This is a genomic window from Paraburkholderia sp. Ac-20336 (assembly GCF_017105025.1).
Taxonomy (GTDB): domain Bacteria; phylum Pseudomonadota; class Gammaproteobacteria; order Burkholderiales; family Burkholderiaceae; genus Paraburkholderia.
The window spans coordinates 1-16,870 of the sequence record NZ_JAAGPS010000151.1; the positions used below are offsets into that span (position 1 = coordinate 1).

The 16,870-nt window shown below is 65.6% G+C and carries 17 protein-coding genes; 9 read left to right on the forward strand and 8 right to left on the reverse strand.

Going from position 1 to position 16,870, the window contains the following annotated elements:
- The 4 genes from GXB81_RS27145 to GXB81_RS27160 all read left to right on the forward strand — a co-directional run.
- On the forward strand, positions 1-173 hold a 173-nt coding region (locus GXB81_RS27145), incomplete at its 5' end, for a DUF3348 family protein (RefSeq protein WP_205990817.1).
- Between the two features lie 10 nt (positions 174-183).
- Positions 184-3,063: a DUF802 domain-containing protein gene (locus GXB81_RS27150; protein ID WP_205990811.1), complete on the forward strand. Its 2,880-nt coding sequence runs from the start codon at positions 184-186 to the stop codon at positions 3,061-3,063.
- The gene (locus GXB81_RS27155) at positions 3,060-3,713 is read left to right on the forward strand and encodes an OmpA family protein (RefSeq protein ID WP_167043645.1); all 654 of its coding nucleotides are present in this window, start codon (positions 3,060-3,062) and stop codon (positions 3,711-3,713) included. The genes GXB81_RS27150 and GXB81_RS27155 overlap by 4 nt, the downstream gene beginning before the upstream one ends.
- A gap of 76 nt (positions 3,714-3,789) precedes the next feature.
- Positions 3,790-4,413: a DUF2894 domain-containing protein gene (locus GXB81_RS27160; RefSeq protein ID WP_346777821.1), complete on the forward strand. Its 624-nt coding sequence runs from the start codon at positions 3,790-3,792 to the stop codon at positions 4,411-4,413.
- A gap of 56 nt (positions 4,414-4,469) precedes the next feature.
- On the opposite strand, the gene GXB81_RS27165 is transcribed toward GXB81_RS27160, so the two are convergent.
- Together GXB81_RS27165 and GXB81_RS27170 are read right to left on the reverse strand one after the other, a co-directional pair.
- The gene (locus GXB81_RS27165; RefSeq protein WP_167043649.1) at positions 4,470-4,751 is read right to left on the reverse strand and encodes a zf-TFIIB domain-containing protein; all 282 of its coding nucleotides are present in this window, start codon (positions 4,749-4,751) and stop codon (positions 4,470-4,472) included.
- A gap of 164 nt (positions 4,752-4,915) precedes the next feature.
- A complete protein-coding gene (locus GXB81_RS27170; protein ID WP_167043651.1) occupies positions 4,916-5,677 on the reverse strand; it encodes a TerC family protein in 762 nt (253 codons plus the stop codon).
- Positions 5,678-5,801: 124 nt separating this feature from the next.
- On the opposite strand from GXB81_RS27170, the gene GXB81_RS27175 reads away from it, so the two are divergent.
- A complete protein-coding gene (locus GXB81_RS27175; RefSeq protein ID WP_167283178.1) occupies positions 5,802-6,683 on the forward strand; it encodes a LysR family transcriptional regulator in 882 nt (293 codons plus the stop codon).
- 60 nt (positions 6,684-6,743) lie between these two features.
- Here the strand turns inward: GXB81_RS27175 and GXB81_RS27180 are convergent, their stop codons facing one another.
- Positions 6,744-7,904: a porin gene (locus tag GXB81_RS27180; protein WP_205990813.1), complete on the reverse strand. Its 1,161-nt coding sequence runs from the start codon at positions 7,902-7,904 to the stop codon at positions 6,744-6,746.
- A gap of 416 nt (positions 7,905-8,320) precedes the next feature.
- The gene (locus tag GXB81_RS27185) at positions 8,321-9,331 is read right to left on the reverse strand and encodes a hypothetical protein (protein WP_205990814.1); all 1,011 of its coding nucleotides are present in this window, start codon (positions 9,329-9,331) and stop codon (positions 8,321-8,323) included.
- Positions 9,332-9,757: 426 nt separating this feature from the next.
- On the opposite strand from GXB81_RS27185, the gene GXB81_RS27190 reads away from it, so the two are divergent.
- Positions 9,758-10,720, forward strand: a complete 963-nt coding sequence (locus tag GXB81_RS27190; RefSeq protein ID WP_167043659.1) for a response regulator — start codon at positions 9,758-9,760, stop codon at positions 10,718-10,720.
- 106 nt (positions 10,721-10,826) lie between these two features.
- Here GXB81_RS27190 and GXB81_RS27195 read toward each other — a convergent pair whose 3' ends face one another.
- Positions 10,827-11,333: a thioesterase family protein gene (locus tag GXB81_RS27195; protein ID WP_167043661.1), complete on the reverse strand. Its 507-nt coding sequence runs from the start codon at positions 11,331-11,333 to the stop codon at positions 10,827-10,829.
- 255 nt (positions 11,334-11,588) lie between these two features.
- Here GXB81_RS27195 and GXB81_RS27200 point away from each other — a divergent pair, with 255 nt between their 5' ends.
- Positions 11,589-11,933 carry a DUF4148 domain-containing protein gene (locus GXB81_RS27200; protein WP_167043663.1) on the forward strand — a complete coding sequence of 115 codons (345 nt, stop codon included), beginning with the start codon at positions 11,589-11,591 and terminating at the stop codon, positions 11,931-11,933.
- Positions 11,934-12,000: 67 nt separating this feature from the next.
- Here GXB81_RS27200 and phnE read toward each other — a convergent pair whose 3' ends face one another.
- The 3 genes from phnE to phnC all read right to left on the reverse strand — a co-directional run bounded on the left by phnE (position 12,001) and on the right by phnC (position 14,779).
- A complete protein-coding gene (gene phnE, locus GXB81_RS27205; protein WP_205990815.1) occupies positions 12,001-12,849 on the reverse strand; it encodes a phosphonate ABC transporter, permease protein PhnE in 849 nt (282 codons plus the stop codon).
- Positions 12,846-13,820, reverse strand: a complete 975-nt coding sequence (phnD, locus tag GXB81_RS27210) for a phosphonate ABC transporter substrate-binding protein (protein ID WP_167043667.1) — start codon at positions 13,818-13,820, stop codon at positions 12,846-12,848. The genes phnE and phnD overlap by 4 nt, the downstream gene beginning before the upstream one ends.
- 71 nt (positions 13,821-13,891) lie before the next feature.
- A complete protein-coding gene (gene phnC / locus GXB81_RS27215; protein ID WP_167043669.1) occupies positions 13,892-14,779 on the reverse strand; it encodes a phosphonate ABC transporter ATP-binding protein in 888 nt (295 codons plus the stop codon).
- A 328-nt stretch (positions 14,780-15,107) separates the two neighbouring features.
- On the opposite strand from phnC, the gene GXB81_RS27220 reads away from it, so the two are divergent.
- The gene (locus GXB81_RS27220) at positions 15,108-16,145 is read left to right on the forward strand and encodes a M14 family zinc carboxypeptidase (protein ID WP_167043670.1); all 1,038 of its coding nucleotides are present in this window, start codon (positions 15,108-15,110) and stop codon (positions 16,143-16,145) included.
- Positions 16,142-16,870, forward strand: coding sequence for an alpha/beta hydrolase (locus GXB81_RS27225; protein ID WP_205990816.1), 729 nt, complete (start codon positions 16,142-16,144; stop codon positions 16,868-16,870). The genes GXB81_RS27220 and GXB81_RS27225 overlap by 4 nt, the downstream gene beginning before the upstream one ends.

Consider the following 16,870-nt stretch of genomic DNA (forward strand, 5'->3'; position numbering starts at 1 on the left):
TCGCGGCCGCGGACCCCGCCGGGGTTTCCGCGACCGCCGGCCACCGCGCGCCGGTCACGCAGGACGCGTGGCTGGACGTATTCCGCAAGGACATGCAGAGCGTCTTGCTTGCCGAACTGGATGTCCGTTTTCAACCGGTCGAAGGGCTGCTCGCGGCCCTTCGCGCCTGCTAACTGGGACCCCATGTCCAGATATCGTATCGATCTCGTCGTGTTTCTCGCGGGTCTCGCCGCTGTGTGCTGGATCGCAGCCGGCTATGCCGTCACCAACCCGCTCGCGTTCGCCGTCACGCTGCTGATCGGCATGTTCTACGTGCTGGGCGCGCTCGAATTGCGCCGCTATAGCCAGGCCACCGGCACGTTGACGCGCGCGGTCTCCGCACTGTCCGGTCCGCCGCCGGGGCTGTCGGCGTTTCTCGACACGCTGCATCCGGGGTTGCGCAATGCCGTGCGTCTGCGTGTCGAGGGCGAGCGCGTGGCGCTGCCGGGTCCCGCGTTGGCGCCTTATCTGGTCGGCCTGCTGGTTCTGCTCGGCATGCTCGGCACGCTGCTCGGCATGGTGATGACGCTGCGCGGCACCGGCCTCGCGCTCGAAAGCGCCAGCGATCTGCAGGCGATCCGCGCCTCGCTGGCGGCGCCGGTCAAGGGGCTCGGCTTCGCGTTCGGCACCTCGATCGCGGGTGTTTCGACGTCCGCGATGCTTGGGCTCCTGTCGGCGCTGTGCCGCCGCGAACGGCTCGATGCCGCGCAACAGCTCGACCTGAAGATCGCGACGACGCTGCGCGTCTATTCGCGCAGTCATCAGCGCGAGGAAAGCTTCCGGCTGCTGCAGCGCCAGTCCGACGTGATGCCGCAACTGGTCGAACGTTTGCAGACGATGATGAGCGCGATCGAGCAGCAGAGCGTCGCGTCGAACGAACGGCAGATCGCGGGCCTCGACGCGTTTTACGGCCGCACCGAGGCCGCGTACCAGCGCCTCGCCGGCGTCATCGAACAGTCGCTGAAGGACAGCGTAGCCGGCAGCGCGCGTGCGGCCGGCGAGGCGTTGCAGCCGGTCGTCGCCGCGACGATGGCCGGTCTCGCGCGCGAGACCACGGCGTTGCACGACTCCGTGACGCAGGCGGTGCACAGGCAGCTCGACGGCATGTCGGACGGCTTCGCGGCGACCAGCGCGAACGTCGCGCGGATCTGGAACGACGCGCTCGCCGGACATCGCGAGGCGAGCGAGGCGCTCGCCGGACAGCAGCGCGCGTCGCTCGCGCGTGTCGCCGAAACCTTCGAGCAACGCTCGGCGGCCTTGCTCGACGGCGTGTCCGCGCGGCTCGAAGCGAGCGCGAGCGGCATGTCGCAGGCGTGGGATGCGGCGCTCTCGCGTCAGCACAGCGCGGGCGAACAGCTTGCGGCGAACAACGAGCAGGCGCTGGCGCAGGCCGCGGCGACGTTCGAGCGGCATGGCGCGTCGTTGCTGCAAGCGGTCGGCCAGTCGCATGCGGACTTGCAGACGCAACTCGCGGCACGCGACGAACAGCGCCTGAGCGCGTGGACCGAGTCGCTTGGGGCGATGAACGCGAAGCTGAGCGAGCAATGGCAGCAGACCGGTGAGCAAACCGCGAGCCGTCAGCGGGAGATTTGCGAAACGCTGGCGCAAACCGCGCGCGATATTTCGGCTCAAACGCAGACTCATGCACGGGAGACAATCGGCGAAATCGACCGCCTCGTACAGGCAGCGGCCGATGCACCGAAGGCCGCGCTGGCGATGCAAACCGAACTGGCCGCGCGCGATGAGCAGCGTTTGACTACGTGGACTGAAACGCTTGGCGCGATGGCTGCGAATCTGAGCGAGCAATGGCAGCAGACCGGTGAGCAAACCGCGAGCCGTCAGCAGGAAATCTGCGAAACGCTGGCACAGACCGCGCGTGATATTTCGGTGCAAGCGCAAGCGCATGCAACGGAAACGATTGGCGAAATCGACCGCATCGTACAGGCAGCGGCCGAAGCCCCGAAGGCCGCGCTGGCAATGCAGACCGAACTGGCCGCGCGCGACGAACAACGCCTGACCACGTGGACCGCAACGCTCGGCGCGATGGCTACAAAGCTGAGCGAGCAATGGCAGCAGACCGGCGAGCAAGCCGCAAGCCGTCAGCAGGAGATTTGCGAAACGCTGGCTCAAACCGCGCGTGATATTTCGGCGCAAACACAGACTCATGCACGCGAAACAATCGGCGAAATCGACCGCCTCGTACAGGCAGCGGCCGAAGCACCGAAGGCTGCGCTGGCGATGCAAACCGAACTCGCCGCACGCGACGAGCAACGCCTGACCACATGGACCGAAACGCTCGGCGCAATGGCTGCGAATCTGAGCGAGCAATGGCAGCAAACCGGCGCGCAAACCGCAAGCCGCCAGCAGGAAATCTGCGAAGCGCTCGCTCAAACCGCGCGCGACATCTCGGCGCAAACACAGACCCACGCACGCGAAACGATCGCCGAAATCGAACGGCTCGTGCAGGCGGCATCGGAAGCGCCGAAGGCCGCCGCCGAGGTCGTCGCCGAACTGCGCCAGAAGCTCTCCGACAGCATGGTCCGCGATACCGCGATGCTGCAGGAACGCAGCCGTCTGCTCGAAACGCTGGAGACGCTGCTCGATGCGGTCAACCACGCGTCCACCGAACAGCGCACGGCCGTCGATGCGCTCGTTTCCACCTCGGCGGATTTGCTGGAGCGCGTCGGCAGCCGCTTCACCGATCACCTCGAACACGAGACCGGCAAGCTCGGCGCGGTCGCCGCGCAAGTCACCGGCAGCGCGGTCGAAGTGGCGAGCCTCGGCGAAGCATTCGGCGCGGCCGTGCAGGTCTTCGGCGAATCGAACGACAAGCTCGTCGCGCATCTCGAACGCATCGAAGCGGCGCTCGGCAGATCGCTCACGCGCAGCGACGAGCAACTGGCCTATTACGTTGCCCAGGCGCGTGAAGTGGTCGACCTGAGCGTGATGTCGCAGAAGCAGATCGTCGAGGATCTGCAACGGCTTGCCGTGCAGCGCGCAACCGCCGGAGCCGACGCGGTATGAGCGAGGACATCGACGGCGGCGTGGAAACGGCCGCGCCGATCTGGGCCGCTTTCGGCGATCTGATGTCGGTGCTGCTCGGCGCGTTCGTGCTGATTCTGGTGGGCGTGATCGGCGTGCAGCTCGAACTGTCGAGCAAGCTCGAACAGGAGGTCAAGCAGCGCCAGGCCGAAACGCAGCGCCGCAAGACGCTCGAACAGGCGCTCGCCGGGCCGCTCGCGGCGGGTCGAGTGACGCTCGTCAACGGGCGCATCGGCATTAGCGGCAACGTGCTGTTCGCCTTGAACTCGGATCAGTTGCAGCCCGAGGGCCGCGCGTTGCTGAAGAGCCTCGCCGGACCGCTTGGCGCCTATCTGCGTGCGAGCGACCAGATTCTGATGGTGAGCGGCTTTACCGACGACCAGCGTTTGCGCGAAGGCAACCGGCGTTTCGCCGATAACTGGGAGCTGTCGGCGCAGCGCGCGCTGACCGTGACGCGCGCGCTGATCGACGACGGCGTGCCGGCGGCGTCGCTGTTCGCGGCCGCGTTCGGTTCGGGCCAGCCGGTGAGTTCGAATGCCGACGAGCAGGGCCGCGCGAAAAACCGTCGCGTCGAAATCGCGCCGGTGCCGCGGCCGTCCGCCGCGGCCGCCACGGAGAAGTCCGGTGCTTGACGACGAGCGCGGCGAGTATGGCGAGAGTAGCGAGCAGGGCAATCGGGACGGGAGCGCGGCGAGCCTGACGCATGCCGTGCAGGACGATGCGCGCCATCCGGTTCGCGCCACGCTCGACGCATGGCGCGCGCGCGGCGCGGATCGCCTCGACCCGGTGCGCTTTCATTTCATCGAGGCACTGGCGCGGCGCGTGCTGCATCACCACGGCGAGGCGCGGCGCGTGCTCGACGAGAGACTGGCGGGATTGCTCGATGCCTATGCGGCCGTCGTGGCCGAGGCCGATAGCGCGTCCGAACCTTCTGCGGCGGCAGGCGAGTCCAATGACGACGCGACACTCGCGAGCCTCGTCGAACGCATGGCTCATCGCGCGCGTCCTCATGGCGAGGCCAGCGCCGCCGCTTATCCCGAACTGCCCGCGCTCGATTACTTCAGGGACGTCTGGTCCAGAGTCCGCACCGAGAAGCAGGTGCGTCAGTCGCTCGCGAAGGTGCCGGGCAATGCGGGGCCGCTCAATTCGAGCAGCCTCGTGCATCGCGCGTTGTCGTTGATGCGTGAGTTGTCGCCGGAATATCTGAAGCAGTTTCTGTCGTACGTCGATACGCTGGCGTGGCTCGAACAGATGAACGGCTGCGCGCCCGCCGCTAAGGAAACGCCGCGCGCGGCCAGCGCGGGCAAGGGCACGCGCGGCAAGGCGCGCTGAATTCCGCCGGCGTTCATGCCGGCGTTCATGCCGAGGCTCGCACTACGCCGAAGCGTTCAGTCGAAATCGAACATATCGAAAATCGAACGCTTCTTCCGGTAGCCACGATAGTCCGCGCGGCGCTCGTCGTGGCCGCGCTGGCGCTCTCCTTCATACCTGCGCTCTGCGTGCCGCGCATCGTCGCGTGTGGGGCCCGCGTCGCCTATGTCCTGCGCAATCAGCTTGTCGAGTTCGCCGCGATCGAGCCATACGCCGCGGCAGTTCGGGCAGTAGTCGATCTCGATCGAGCGGCGCTCGGTCATCAGCAGATCGGTCGTCGTGCAGACAGGGCATTTCATGATGAAGCTCCTTGTGTTCGCGGGCATCGAACGGGCCGATGCCCTTTTTCAAACAACCTTCAAATTTTCAAACCGCATTTCAGGCATGCGGGACCTGAGGTGCGCCGCCGAGGCACGCAATCGATGCTCGCAATCGCGCTGTCGAGCCGCAGTGACGGCGACCATCACCGCACGACGTTTTCCACCCGCTTCGCCGGCTTCGCTTTCGCGCGCCTCGCGAGCATGTTCATCATCTCGACGAATGCGGAGAACGCCATCGCCGCGTAGATGTAAGCCTTCGGCACGTGCGAGCCGAAACCTTCGGCGATCAGCGTCATGCCGATCACGAGCAGGAAGCTCAGCGCCAGCATCACGATGGTCGGATTGCGCTCGATGAAGCGTGCGAGCGGCTGCGCGGCGAACAGCATCGCCATGACCGAGACGATCACCGCGACGAACATGATCGGCATGTGCTCGGTCATGCCGACCGCGGTGATGATGCTATCGACCGAAAACACGAGGTCGAGCACGATGATCTGGCCGATCGCGGCCGCCACGCCCAACTGCACGGTCGAGCTTGCCTTGGCGGCGACGTCGTCCGCGTGGGTCACGTGATGGCGGATTTCGCTCGTCGCCTTCCACACGAGGAACAGGCCGCCGCCGAGCAGGATCAGATCGCGCCACGAAAACCCATGGCCGAACAGCGTGAACACGGCTTCGGTCAACTGCGCGATCCACGCGACCGTGCCGAGCAGGGTCAGCCGCATTACCAGCGCGAGCATGAGGCCGAGGCGCTGCGTGCGCGCGCGTTGCGCGGCCGGCAACTTGTTGCTGAGGATCGAGATGAAGATCAGGTTGTCGATGCCGAGCACGATCTCCATCACGATCAGCGTGAGGAGCGCGGCCCAGGTGGCGGGATCGGCGGCGAGGGCGAGCAGGGTATCCATGAGATGGTTCGTCAAAGGCGATGCGCCGGTGGTGGCGGAACCGTCATGATCGGGATTTTCATGGTTCGAATAAACCAGTGATAAGCTGAGCAATACATCGGTTTTTTCGAAGTATCAAACGAGCATGCTCAACTACCGTCATCTGTACTATTTCTGGATCGTCGTGAAGGAAGGCGGTTTCGCGCGCGCCGCCGAACGGCTCGACATGGCCGTGCAGACGATCAGCGCACAGGTGCGCGAGCTCGAAAAAGCGCTCGGGCGTCAGCTGCTGAAGCCGGCCGGGCGCGGCGTCGCGATGACCGAAGCCGGCGAGCAGGCGTTCAATCGCGCCGAGCAGATCTTCCAGCTCGGCGAGGCCTTGCTCGACGAAATGCGCGAGGCGACCGGCGCAGGCGCGGTGCGCTTCGCGGTCGGGTTGTCGGACGGCATGTCGAAGCTCGCGGCGCATGCGCTGCTCGCGCCGGTGCTGGCCACGCCGTCGCTGCGGCTGCTGTGCCACGAGGGCGAGCCCGCGCAGCTATTGTCGGAGCTGGCGTTGCATCGGCTCGATCTCGTACTTGCCTGTCAGCCGGCGCCGCATGGCGCGGATCTGCGCGTCGTGAGCCAGCGTGTCGCCGGTTCGCCGGTGGATTGGTACGGCCCCGCGCAGATCGTGCGCAAGCCGGTTCGCGCGAGTTTTCCGCACTGTCTCGCGGAGGTGCCCGTGCTGCTGCCGACCCGTCACGGCGCCTTGCGCGCGCGGCTCGACCGCTGGTTCGAGGCGCAGGGCGTTCGTCCGCGCATCGTCGGCGAATTCGAGGACAGCGCGCTGATGGCGGTGTTCGCGGCGCGCGGGCTCGGCGTGTTTCCGCTCGCGGAGCCAGGCGCCGACGATCTGTCGTTGCTGCCGGGATTGCGCCGGCTCGGCCGCGCGGACGGCGTGCTCGAAGAGATTCACGCGATCCGTTCGCGGCGAGGCCAGCACCATGCGCTGGCCTCGCAGGTGATCGCGGCGGCGCAGCCGTGAGAGCGATGTGTTTTCAGCACCCTCGGCACCTGCGCCGCTTTCACGACGCGCTGCCCGTCATCAGAACGCGTGGCGCATGCCGACCGTGACCGCCACCTGCGTATTCGTCGACGACGGCGACAGCGTGTTGATCATCGCGTGCGACAGCACCGACCCAGCTGGCGCGCCGTGCGCGTTCTGGTACACGCTTTCGAGGTAGAAGTCCGTGCGCTTGCTGAGCGCGTAGTCGGTCTGCAGCATCGCGGTGTTCCAGGCCGGCGACGAGCCGTTGTACGCGCCGTGCGTGTAGGTGTAGGCGCCCGATACGCTCCATGCCGGCGTCAGTTCGTACTTCACGTTCGCCTCGTAGTTGTCGAGGCGCAGCGAACCGCCGAGCGTGCCGGCCGGGTCGCCGCTCGCGCCGAGATAGTCGCCCGTGCCGAACGAGAACACGCCCGCGACGTCGTCGATCTGCGTGTGGCTCCACAGCAGGCCCACCGTGGCCGGACCGAACGTGTAGTTGCCGCCGAGCGACCAGATGCGCTGACGCCGCGCGATGAAGTTCGCGCTCGCGTCGCTGGCCGTCACGGCGCCCGTGCCGTTGCCCGCGTTGTTCAACTGCAGATAGCCGGCCGCGAGATTGAGCGGGCCTTGCGCATACGACAGACCGAAGCCGTACGAGCGGTTGTTCGCGAAGTCGCCGGCCTTGTTGCTGAACGAGTACATCGTTTCGAACGTGACGCCGTGATAGACCGGGCTCGCGTACTTGACCGAGTTGTTGATGACGACCGAGTTCGCGGCGAGATTGTCGTTCTCGAACGGATGCGCGGCGAGGCTGCCGCCCCAGGTGTTGAAGCTTGCGGAGAGCGGGCCGACGAGGTCGTTCACCACGTCGAACTGACGGCCGAACGTCAGCGTGCCGTACGGATCGCTTTGCAGGCCGACCCATGCCTGCGAGCCGAACGCGCTGCCGGAGAACGCCTGCGCGCCGTTGTTGAGCAGGAAGCCCTGTTCGAGCTTGAAGACCGCGTGCAGGCCGGCGCCGAGGTCTTCCGAACCCTTGAGGCCGAACACCGTGTTCTGCGTCGTGCTGCTCACGACTTGCCAGTTGCTGTGGCCGAACTGGTTGTTCGTATAGACGAGGCCGGTATCGAGCAGGCCGTAGAGCGTCACGCTGCTTTGCGCGTGCGCGGACAGCGTGAAGGCGCCGCACAGCGCGGCGGCGAGCAGGGTCTTTTTCATGGCGAGTGGTCCTTGATTAAAACGATCTTGTTCGAGTGATCTGGATGCGTCGTGCTTCGTCGTGCAATGGGCTGCGGGCCGTCGATAAGCACGCGGCATGCCAGTGGCGGCAACAAGCGCCCGCCGGCCGGCTCGCGCGGGCCGTGTGGGGACGAGGCAGGGTTTTCCGGAACTTCGGCGTGAGCGCGAAAACAGCGAGGGGGCGAAGCTTATCCTGTTCCGGCGCTCAGCGGGAGGGCAGGGCGGGGGCAATTAGCACGATCGGGGTGCATGCCATGAGCGGCCACGGGGCGGCCTCGCTGATGGCGGGTCGGGCCGCCAGGCGTGGCAGACGAGTCAGAGGCCGCGAGTCGGCGCCAGCGGCTCGCAATGCGCGCCGCCGGTTCTTGCGCGAGTCAGAATCTCGGTCACAGCCCTTAGGGCTTGCCGGCGGCCTGCGACGGCGCCTGTTGAGTCGGCGTGACGTTCGACGATTCGCGCACGAGCCGGTCGGTCATTGCCGATGCCGCTGGATTCGTGCTCCGGCTGGCCGGCATTTGCGGCTGTAGCGGCACGCTGACGCCGGACGGCATCGGCAGCGAGGGATCGGGTTTCGCGGATTCCCGCACCAGCTGATCGGTCATGGCCGACGCAACCGGGTTCGAGCCACGGCCGGTTGGCATCGGCATTTGTGGCATTGTCGGCATTGGCGGTTGCGGCGGCGCGCCGGCGCCGGACGGTATCGGCAGCGACGGATCGGGCCTCGCCGATTCCCGCACCAGTTGCTGCGTCAGTGCCGCCGAGACGGCGTTCGTGCCTTCATTGGCGTTCGGGATCGCGTTGGAATACGGGTTTGCGCCGTTCGCGCGCGGTACGTCGTATCTGCGCACCTGTGCCTGCTCGACGCGCTGCGCCGGTCGCGGCCTCGGCTGCGGCTGAGCTTGCGCTTGTGGCAAAGGTTGCGGCTGAGGTTGCGGCTGCATGAGCGGCTGGGCCTGCGCACGCGCGGACACCGGCGGCTGCGCCGGTGCGGGTGCAACGGGTGCAGCGGGCACCGCACTATCGATTCGCCCGGTGACGATCTGGCCGGCATCGGGCGCCGCACTCGGGGCGGGCGCTGCCGCGAGTGCGGGGGCCGGAGCAGGAGCGGCCGGCGCTGCCGGCACCACATTCTGTGCCGGCAAAGCCCCGCCAGCAGACTGCTGCGACCGCGGCAACTGCCCCGCCTTGCCCGCAGCACCGTCGGCCGACAAGGCCGGCAACACACTGCCGCCGGTCACACGCGACGAGCCGCCCTGCGAGTCCAATGCCGCGTCGTTATCGGGGCTGCCTGTCACCGTGCCGGCGACTTCGAGCTGTTTGTCGTCCTTGGGAAACAGCAGATAACCGGCGATGCCTGCATCGATCAGCAGCAGGCCGACTATCAACAACTTACCGGTATTCGTCATATCTAAACCAACAATCTTCATGAACTGCAATTAATCGATGATAAACGCAGGCTCCCGCGACGACGCTTTCCACCGCCGCGTCGAGGCTATTCGGATGGCTGATGTCGGAATGAACCTGGAACCCATGGAGCGCGCAAGCGAGTGAGCAAGCGGCGTTCCTGCTCCTTGCTCGTGTCATCGAGAATCATCGAGATCGCCTGTTTTTTCGCGCCTACTACGATTTTCGTTTTCGAGCCAGTAAATCGTTTCTTATTCGATTGGCATACAACGGTCGCCCTGCAACGCAAGCTGTGCTGTTCATGCAGGGAGCCTGTACTATGTAGCAGCGGAGCCGACCACCGGCCACGGTTCGGCTATCGTCGTCAGGGCAGGCCGTTGTGCCTGCGGGAGCGCTTCCAGCGGCGGCGTGATGAACCACGTGAAAACATGAACAACTTTATTCGACCCCCCGTTTTTTATCCGTCCACGGTTGTGTTTGTCGACGACAACGACAGCTACCTCGATGCGCTGCGCCGTTTTTTCCCAGACACCCACACCAATCTGTTTTTCACGCGGCCGCAAACCGCGCTCAACTACATCCGCCAGCATGCGCGCGAGAATTCGCTCGAATTCGCGTCGTCGTCGGCGTGCCTGAGCGAGCCGGGTGTCGAGCGTTTCGTCGAGACCTCGGCGGAGCGCGATATCGTCGCGCGGCCCTCGCGCTTCGAGGAAGTGGCGGCGGTTGTCGTCGACTACGATATGCCGAGCATCGGCGGGGTCGAATTTCTCGCGTCGATCTCGCATCTGCGCTGCGCGAAGGTGCTGCTCACCGGTGTCGCCGATGAAACCGTCGCGGTCAAGGCGTTCAACGCCGGCATCGTCGACCTGTACCTGCGCAAGACCGATCCCGATTCGGCCAACCGTCTCCTGCATTTCCTCAAGGACGCGAAGAGCCGCCATTGCGCGGAATCGGGCTGGCTCGCGCTCGGCGAGAACGGCATGACCTACTGCGATCCGCGCACGCGCAAGGTGATCGACGAAGTGGTGGCCGCGCAGGGCATCGTCGAGTACTACTGGCGGCCCGAGCAGAACGTGATCCTGATGTTCGACAGCGCGGGCAATCCGAGCGTGTTCGTCGCGTGGGCCGAGAACGACTGGATCTCGCAGGGCGAGATCGTCGCCGACGAGGGCGGGCCGTCCGACCTGCTGCGGCAACTCGCGGTGCGCGAGGTCATGCCGCTGTTCTGGCCGGACCTCGCCTATCGCTCCGGCATGAAGTTCAGGACGCTGACGCCGCGCGGCATTCCGGAGTGGGACGACGCGTTCTATGGCTGGACGCGTATCGAGCCGGCCGAAGTCGGTATCGACCTCGTGACGTTTTCGCAATGGCGCGCCCAGCGTAATCGCTGAACTGCGTCGATACGCCGCCCGCCGGTCGGGGGCGGCGCTCTTTCCGTGCGAGCAATCGCTCGCTTGCTCGCCCGTTTGTTCACCCGCCCGTTTGCCGGGTCTCCCGCTATGTCGCGTGGCGCCGTGTGACGGCCGGCAGGCCGATCACGTGTCCTGCGAAGCGCGCGGGCGGCAACGCGGCGTGGGCTTCCGCGAGTTCGCGCACGCGCGCTGCGACGTCGGGATCGAACGCGATGCTGCGCGGCCCGCTCGTATCGACGTGCAACAGCATCTGCTCGCTCGCGGCGACGGGTTCGGCGCGCTGGCCGTCGAGCGCGAACATTTCAAGGTACAGGTGGATTCGTTTCGCGTCGTGCGCGAGGAGGCGCATGTCGATGCGCACCTGCGCGCCTTCCTTGATCTCGTGCAGATAGTTGAGATGGGCTTCGAGCGTGTAGATCGAGCGCCGCCGTTCCTTGCGCACGCTGTCGGGCAGGCCGATCAGATCGATCAGCTCATCGCCGGCGAGACTGAAAAGCAGCATATAGAAAGCGTCGCGCATGTGGCCGTTGTAATCGACCCATTCGGCGCGCACGGTTGCGCGATAGGAAGGCAGGGCAACGGCTGGCGGCATGGGCGCGGGTCTCTTCGATCGGATGCGATGGCGTGGGCGCTTCGTTGTGCGTCATCAGTGTAATGCATGACGATTTGACCGCACGGCCGATATGCCGGCCACGCATTGTGGTGGCTAGCGCAACAGTGAATTCATGGTTCAGGGGCTTCTGTGCGATACAGCCGGCTTCTAAACTGGCTTCACCGCTGCGGACAACCGGTCGTTGCACAAGGCGCCGCGGCAACCGAACGAAGCAATCTCTGGAGATTGGACATCATGAAGACCATCAAGTCGCTGATCGAAGCTACCGTTATCGCCGCTCTCATTGCCGCGCCGCTCGCGGCCTCGGCCCAGTCGAATCAGGCTAACGAACCGGTCACGCGCGCGCAGGTGCGTGCCGAATTGGTCCAGCTCGAAAAGGTCGGTTACGATCCGGCCACCGAGAACGTCGTCGATTATCCGGCCAATATTCAGGCGGCTGAAGCGAAGGTCTCGGCCCAGAATCAGGCGGTGGGGAATAGCGGCTACGGCGCGCCGGCGCACGGTTCGTCGCAGCGCGGCGGCCGTGCCGATTTCGTCCCGAGTTCGTACTCGGTGCCGGTGGTGAATTACGCGCGCTGATGAATCGAGGAAGCGGCGGTGCGAGGAGCGGTTTCGCTCCCCGCGCATTGAATCAGATCACCCTGAATCAGATCACCCGGTCGCGCAGCCATGCCGAGCTGAGATCGATCACGGTCACGACGACGATCACCATGATCATCAGCGCGGACGTCTGCGCATAGTCGAACGAGCGGATCGCCTCATACAGCACGACGCCGATGCCGCCCGCGCCGACCATGCCGACCACCATCGCCGAACGCACGTTCGATTCGAAGCGATACAGCGCATACGAAATCCACAGCGGCAGCACTTGCGGCAGCACCGCGTAGACGATTTCGTCGAGAGGCGTCGCGCCGGTCGCGCGCACGCCTTCGGCCGGACGCGGATCGATCGCCTCGACCGCTTCGGCGAACAGCTTCGCGAGCACGCCGGTCGTGTGCACCCACAGCGCGAGCACGCCCGCGAACGGCCCGAGGCCGACCGCGACGATGAACAGCATCGCGAAGACCATTTCATTGATCGCGCGGCATGCATCCATGAGACGGCGCACCGGCTGCACGACCCACATCGGCGCGATGTTGTGCGCCGACATCAGGCCGAACGGCACCGCGCACACGAGCGAGAGGGCCGTGCCCCAGATCGCGACCGAGAGCGTCACGAACATTTCATGCACGTAGGTGCGCCACTCGGTGAAGTCGGGCGGGAAGAAGTCCTTCGCGAACTGCCCCATGTTCCCGGCGTCGCTGATGAGATCGAACGGACGCATGTCGGCGCTATGCCATGTGCCGCCGAGAACCGCCAGCACCACGATCCAGCCGAGCAGCGAGCGCCAGCTGAGCTTGCCGGCGGCCTTCGCCCGCGCCTCGCGCGCCGCCGCCCGTGCTGCGGACGGGTCGTCCGCGGGCGCCGGCGAGGTGACCAGATTGGCCGGGTTCATGGCTTCTGCTGTGCGCTAAGCGCGCTCAGCTTCGCATCGAGTTCGGCGAGCTGGGTCTTGCGCTCGCTGTCGGACAGATGCGTATCGGCCTCGACCTTCTGCTTCTGCTGGAACAGCGCGATCTCGCGAATCGGCTGCAACTGTTGATCCGACGAAGCCTCGAAGCCGCTGTATTCGGTAATGCCGGCCATCACCGCCTTTTCATGCGGATCGGTCTTCGCATAGTTCAGGAAGAACTTGCGGATCTTGTCCTTGGTCGCTTGCGGCAGATCCTTGCGCCACACGAGCGGGTCCGACGGAATCAGCGGCGAGGTCCACAGCACGCGCACCTGCGCGAACTTGTCCGGATGCTCGCGCTTGAGCGTAGCCATCGCCATGCTGTTGTTGGTCGCGATGTCCACCTTGTTGTTCACGACGGCGAGCAGGTTCGCCTCGTGGCTCGACGGCAACACGCTCTTGAACGACGTATTGACCGGCGTGTTGTGCTTCGCGAACAGGTAGTAAGCCGGCACCAGCGTACCCGATGTCGAGTTCGGATCGCCGTAACCGAGCGTCACGTCCTTGGTGTTCTTGAAGACGTCGTCGAGCGTCTTGAAGCGGCTGTTCACGTTGGTGATGAGCAGCGAGTAGTAGCCGCTGTCGCCGTTCGCGTGCTGTGCCTTGGCGAATATTTCGCCGTTCGAACGATCCACGGCTTCCAGTGCCGAGGCGTTGCCGAAATAGCCGATCTGCACTTTGTTGAAGCGCATGCCTTCGATAATGCCGGCGTAATCGGTCGCGAAGAATGCCTTCACGTCGAGGCCGGTCTGCTTCTTCATGTCGTCGATCAGCGGTTCCCAACGTTGCTTGAGCACCGCCGACGAATCGGTCGAGATGATGCCGAGGTTGATTTCTTCGGCATGAGCCGCGGCGACGCAGGCGAAAGCGGCTGCGCCGGCAGCCAGCGTAATCAGTGAGCGCAGGAGTTTCATGGGTGAAGTTCTGGTTGAGTGAGCGGAATGGGGTGGATGGGCGATGCGGCGTGTTGCAGCCCGATGCGAATTTAGTTCGAGGGCGCGGCAGCGAGTGTGAACGGGTAGTGCGCGGCGGCGCGATTCGTGTCGTTGTGCTGCGCGGGGGCGTCGGCAAGGGACTCGTGCGCCGTGTCGTCGAGCAGTTCGTGCGCGTCGTCGCCATAGAGCTTCTTGAGCAGTGCCGGCGTGAGCGCACCGGAAGGGCCGTCGTAGACGACCTTGCCACGCCGCAGCGCAATCGTGCGCGCGCAGTATTGCATTGCGATGTCGACCTGATGCAGCGACACGAGCACCGTGATGCCATGCTCGACGTTCAGCGCGCGCAGCATGTCCATCACGCGGCGCGACGATTCGGGGTCGAGCGAGGCGATCGGTTCGTCGGCGAGCACGATGCGCGCGCGCTGCACGAGTGCACGCGCGAGTGCCGCGCGCTGCTGCTGACCGCCCGACAGATTCGCGGCGCGTTCGCGCGCATGTTCGCCGATGCCGACTTCGTCGAGCGCGGCGAGCGATAGCGCGCGCTCGGCCTGCGGAAAGAGGCCGGTCAGACGGCGCCACCACGGCAGCCGCGCGAGCGCGCCGATCAGCACGTTGGTTTCGACGGAAAGCCGGTTGACCAGATTGAATTGCTGGAACACGAAGCCGATGTCGCGGCGAATGCTGCGCACTTCCCCGACGATGCGGCCGTTCCGCTGGATCGGCCGGCCGAGAATCTCGATCTGCGAGGGCTGGGCGTCGGAGGCCGTGAAGCCCGCGATGTGCCGCAGCAAGGTCGACTTGCCCGAACCCGATGCGCCGATCAGCGCGACCATTTCGCCGGGCGCGACTCGCAGATCGATTTCGTCGAGCGCTTTGCGTCCATTGCCGAACGTCTTGCTCAAACGTTCGATTCGAATGGCTTCACGGATCGTTTCCATCTGTTTCTCCTCGTTGCAGCCGGCCGCTGCCGGTATGCGTGGGGGACATTCTAGGAAGCGTCTGTGACGGTTCAGTGAAGGCATCGCAACGTCTAGACGACTATATATTTCATGCCTTCCTGTATGTCGTCAGGATGGCAAAACAAAGTCAGCCGGAAGTCAGCCGAAGCGGCGAAGCGGGGCGGCACCGATCGCGATGCGCCGAAGAATGAAAAATGACATACGGATGACACGATTCGTGCGCTACCGTGCCGCGCGCGCGTGCCGACACGCGGCCAGGCTATATTGCGTTATCCAGGGACCGTCCCCAATCATCCTTCACGCCGTCATGCCGACCCCTTTGAGCTTTCTTCCCGACAGCTTTGCGGAATACGAAGATCTCAAGTCGATTCTTGACCACGGCAGTGCGAGCTTCGAAATCTGCGCCGTGTGCGAAACCGCGGTACATGGCCGGCATTTTTCGGTCTATACCGCGAGCATCGGTTCGTCCGATCCGTCCGCGCCGGCCATCGGCTTTTTCGGCGGCATTCACGGCCTCGAACGGATCGGCTCGCAACTGGTGCTCGACTACATGCGCGCGCTGCTCGCGCGGCTCGAGTGGGACGAATTGCTGGTGCGGCAATTGCAGTCGGTTCGCCTGATTTTTCTGCCGATTGCCAATCCGGGCGGCATGTGGGCGGCGACGCGCGCGAATCCGCGCGGTGTCGATCTGATGCGCAACGCGCCGCAGGATGCCGATGCGCGCGTGCCGCTGCTCGCGGGCGGCCAGCGCGTCGGCGCGTGGCTGCCGTGGTATCGCGGCCGTGCGGGTGAGCCGATGGAGCCGGAGGCGGCCGCGCTGCTGCAGGTCGTCGAAACGCAACTGGCCACGCGCCCGCTCAGCATCGCGCTCGATTGCCACTCCGGTTACGGCTGGAGCGACAGCATCTGGTTTCCCTATGCGCGTACGCGCAAGCGAATGCCGCATCTGCCGGAAATGTACGTGCTCAAGAGCATGTTCGAGCATGCGCATCCGCACCACGGCTATAAGTTCGAGCCGCAGAGCCACCAGTATCTCGTGCACGGCGATCTATGGGACTACGCTTACGATCGCGTGCCGGCGCCGAACATCTTCCTGCCCATGACGCTCGAACTCGGCTCGTGGCTGTGGATCAAGAAGAACCCGCGCCAGCTGTTTTCGCGGCAGGGCATGTTCAATCCGGTCAAGGCGCATCGCACGGCGCGCGTGCTGCGGCGCCATGCGAACCTGCTCGACTTCCTCGCGCGCGCGGCGTTTTCGTCGCAGCGCTGGCTGCCGCAAGGCAAGCGCCGCGAGCAGATGCTGGAAAGCGCGATCGATCTCTGGTACAGGCCGGACGCCGTATGAGCACCTGGATACTGCTGCGCGGACTTACGCGCGAAACCCGGCACTGGGGGCATCTGCCGGATGCGTTGCACGAGCATTTGAGCCAGACCGCGAGCCACTCATCGGGCGAGGCCTTGCGCGATGCCGCGTGCCCGCGCCTGCTGCTGCTCGATCTGCCCGGCAACGGCGAGTTCGCGGATCGGCGCGCCCCGGCGACGGTCGAGGGCATGGTGGCGTTCGTGCGGCAAGCGGCTCTGCAAACGGGGGCGCCGGGGCCGTACAGCGTGCTGGCGATGTCGCTCGGCGGCATGGTGGCGACCGACTGGGCGCAGCGCTATCCCGAGGACATCGAGCGGCTCGTGCTGATCAACACGAGCATGCGGCCGTTCAGCCGTCCGCATGAACGGCTGCGGCCGTCGGCGTGGCCGGGTCTGCTCGGCATCGCCATGCATTGGAGCGATGCTGTCGAGGCCGAGCGCGGCATTCATCGGCTCACGTGCAATAACGTCGAAACATTGGGCACCGATATTGATACGTGGACGCGGATTCGCCGCGCCGCGCCCGTGAGCCGCGCGAATGCGCTGCGGCAGCTATGGGCCGCGGCGCGTTTCACGGCGGCGCGCGCCGCGCCGCGTTGGCCCTTGCTGATCCTCGCCGCGCGGGCGGACCGGCCGGTCAACCCCGCCTGCTCGACGGAGAGCGCGGCGTCGTTCCGGCACAGGCCGCCGCTGCAGCTGTGTGGCTAG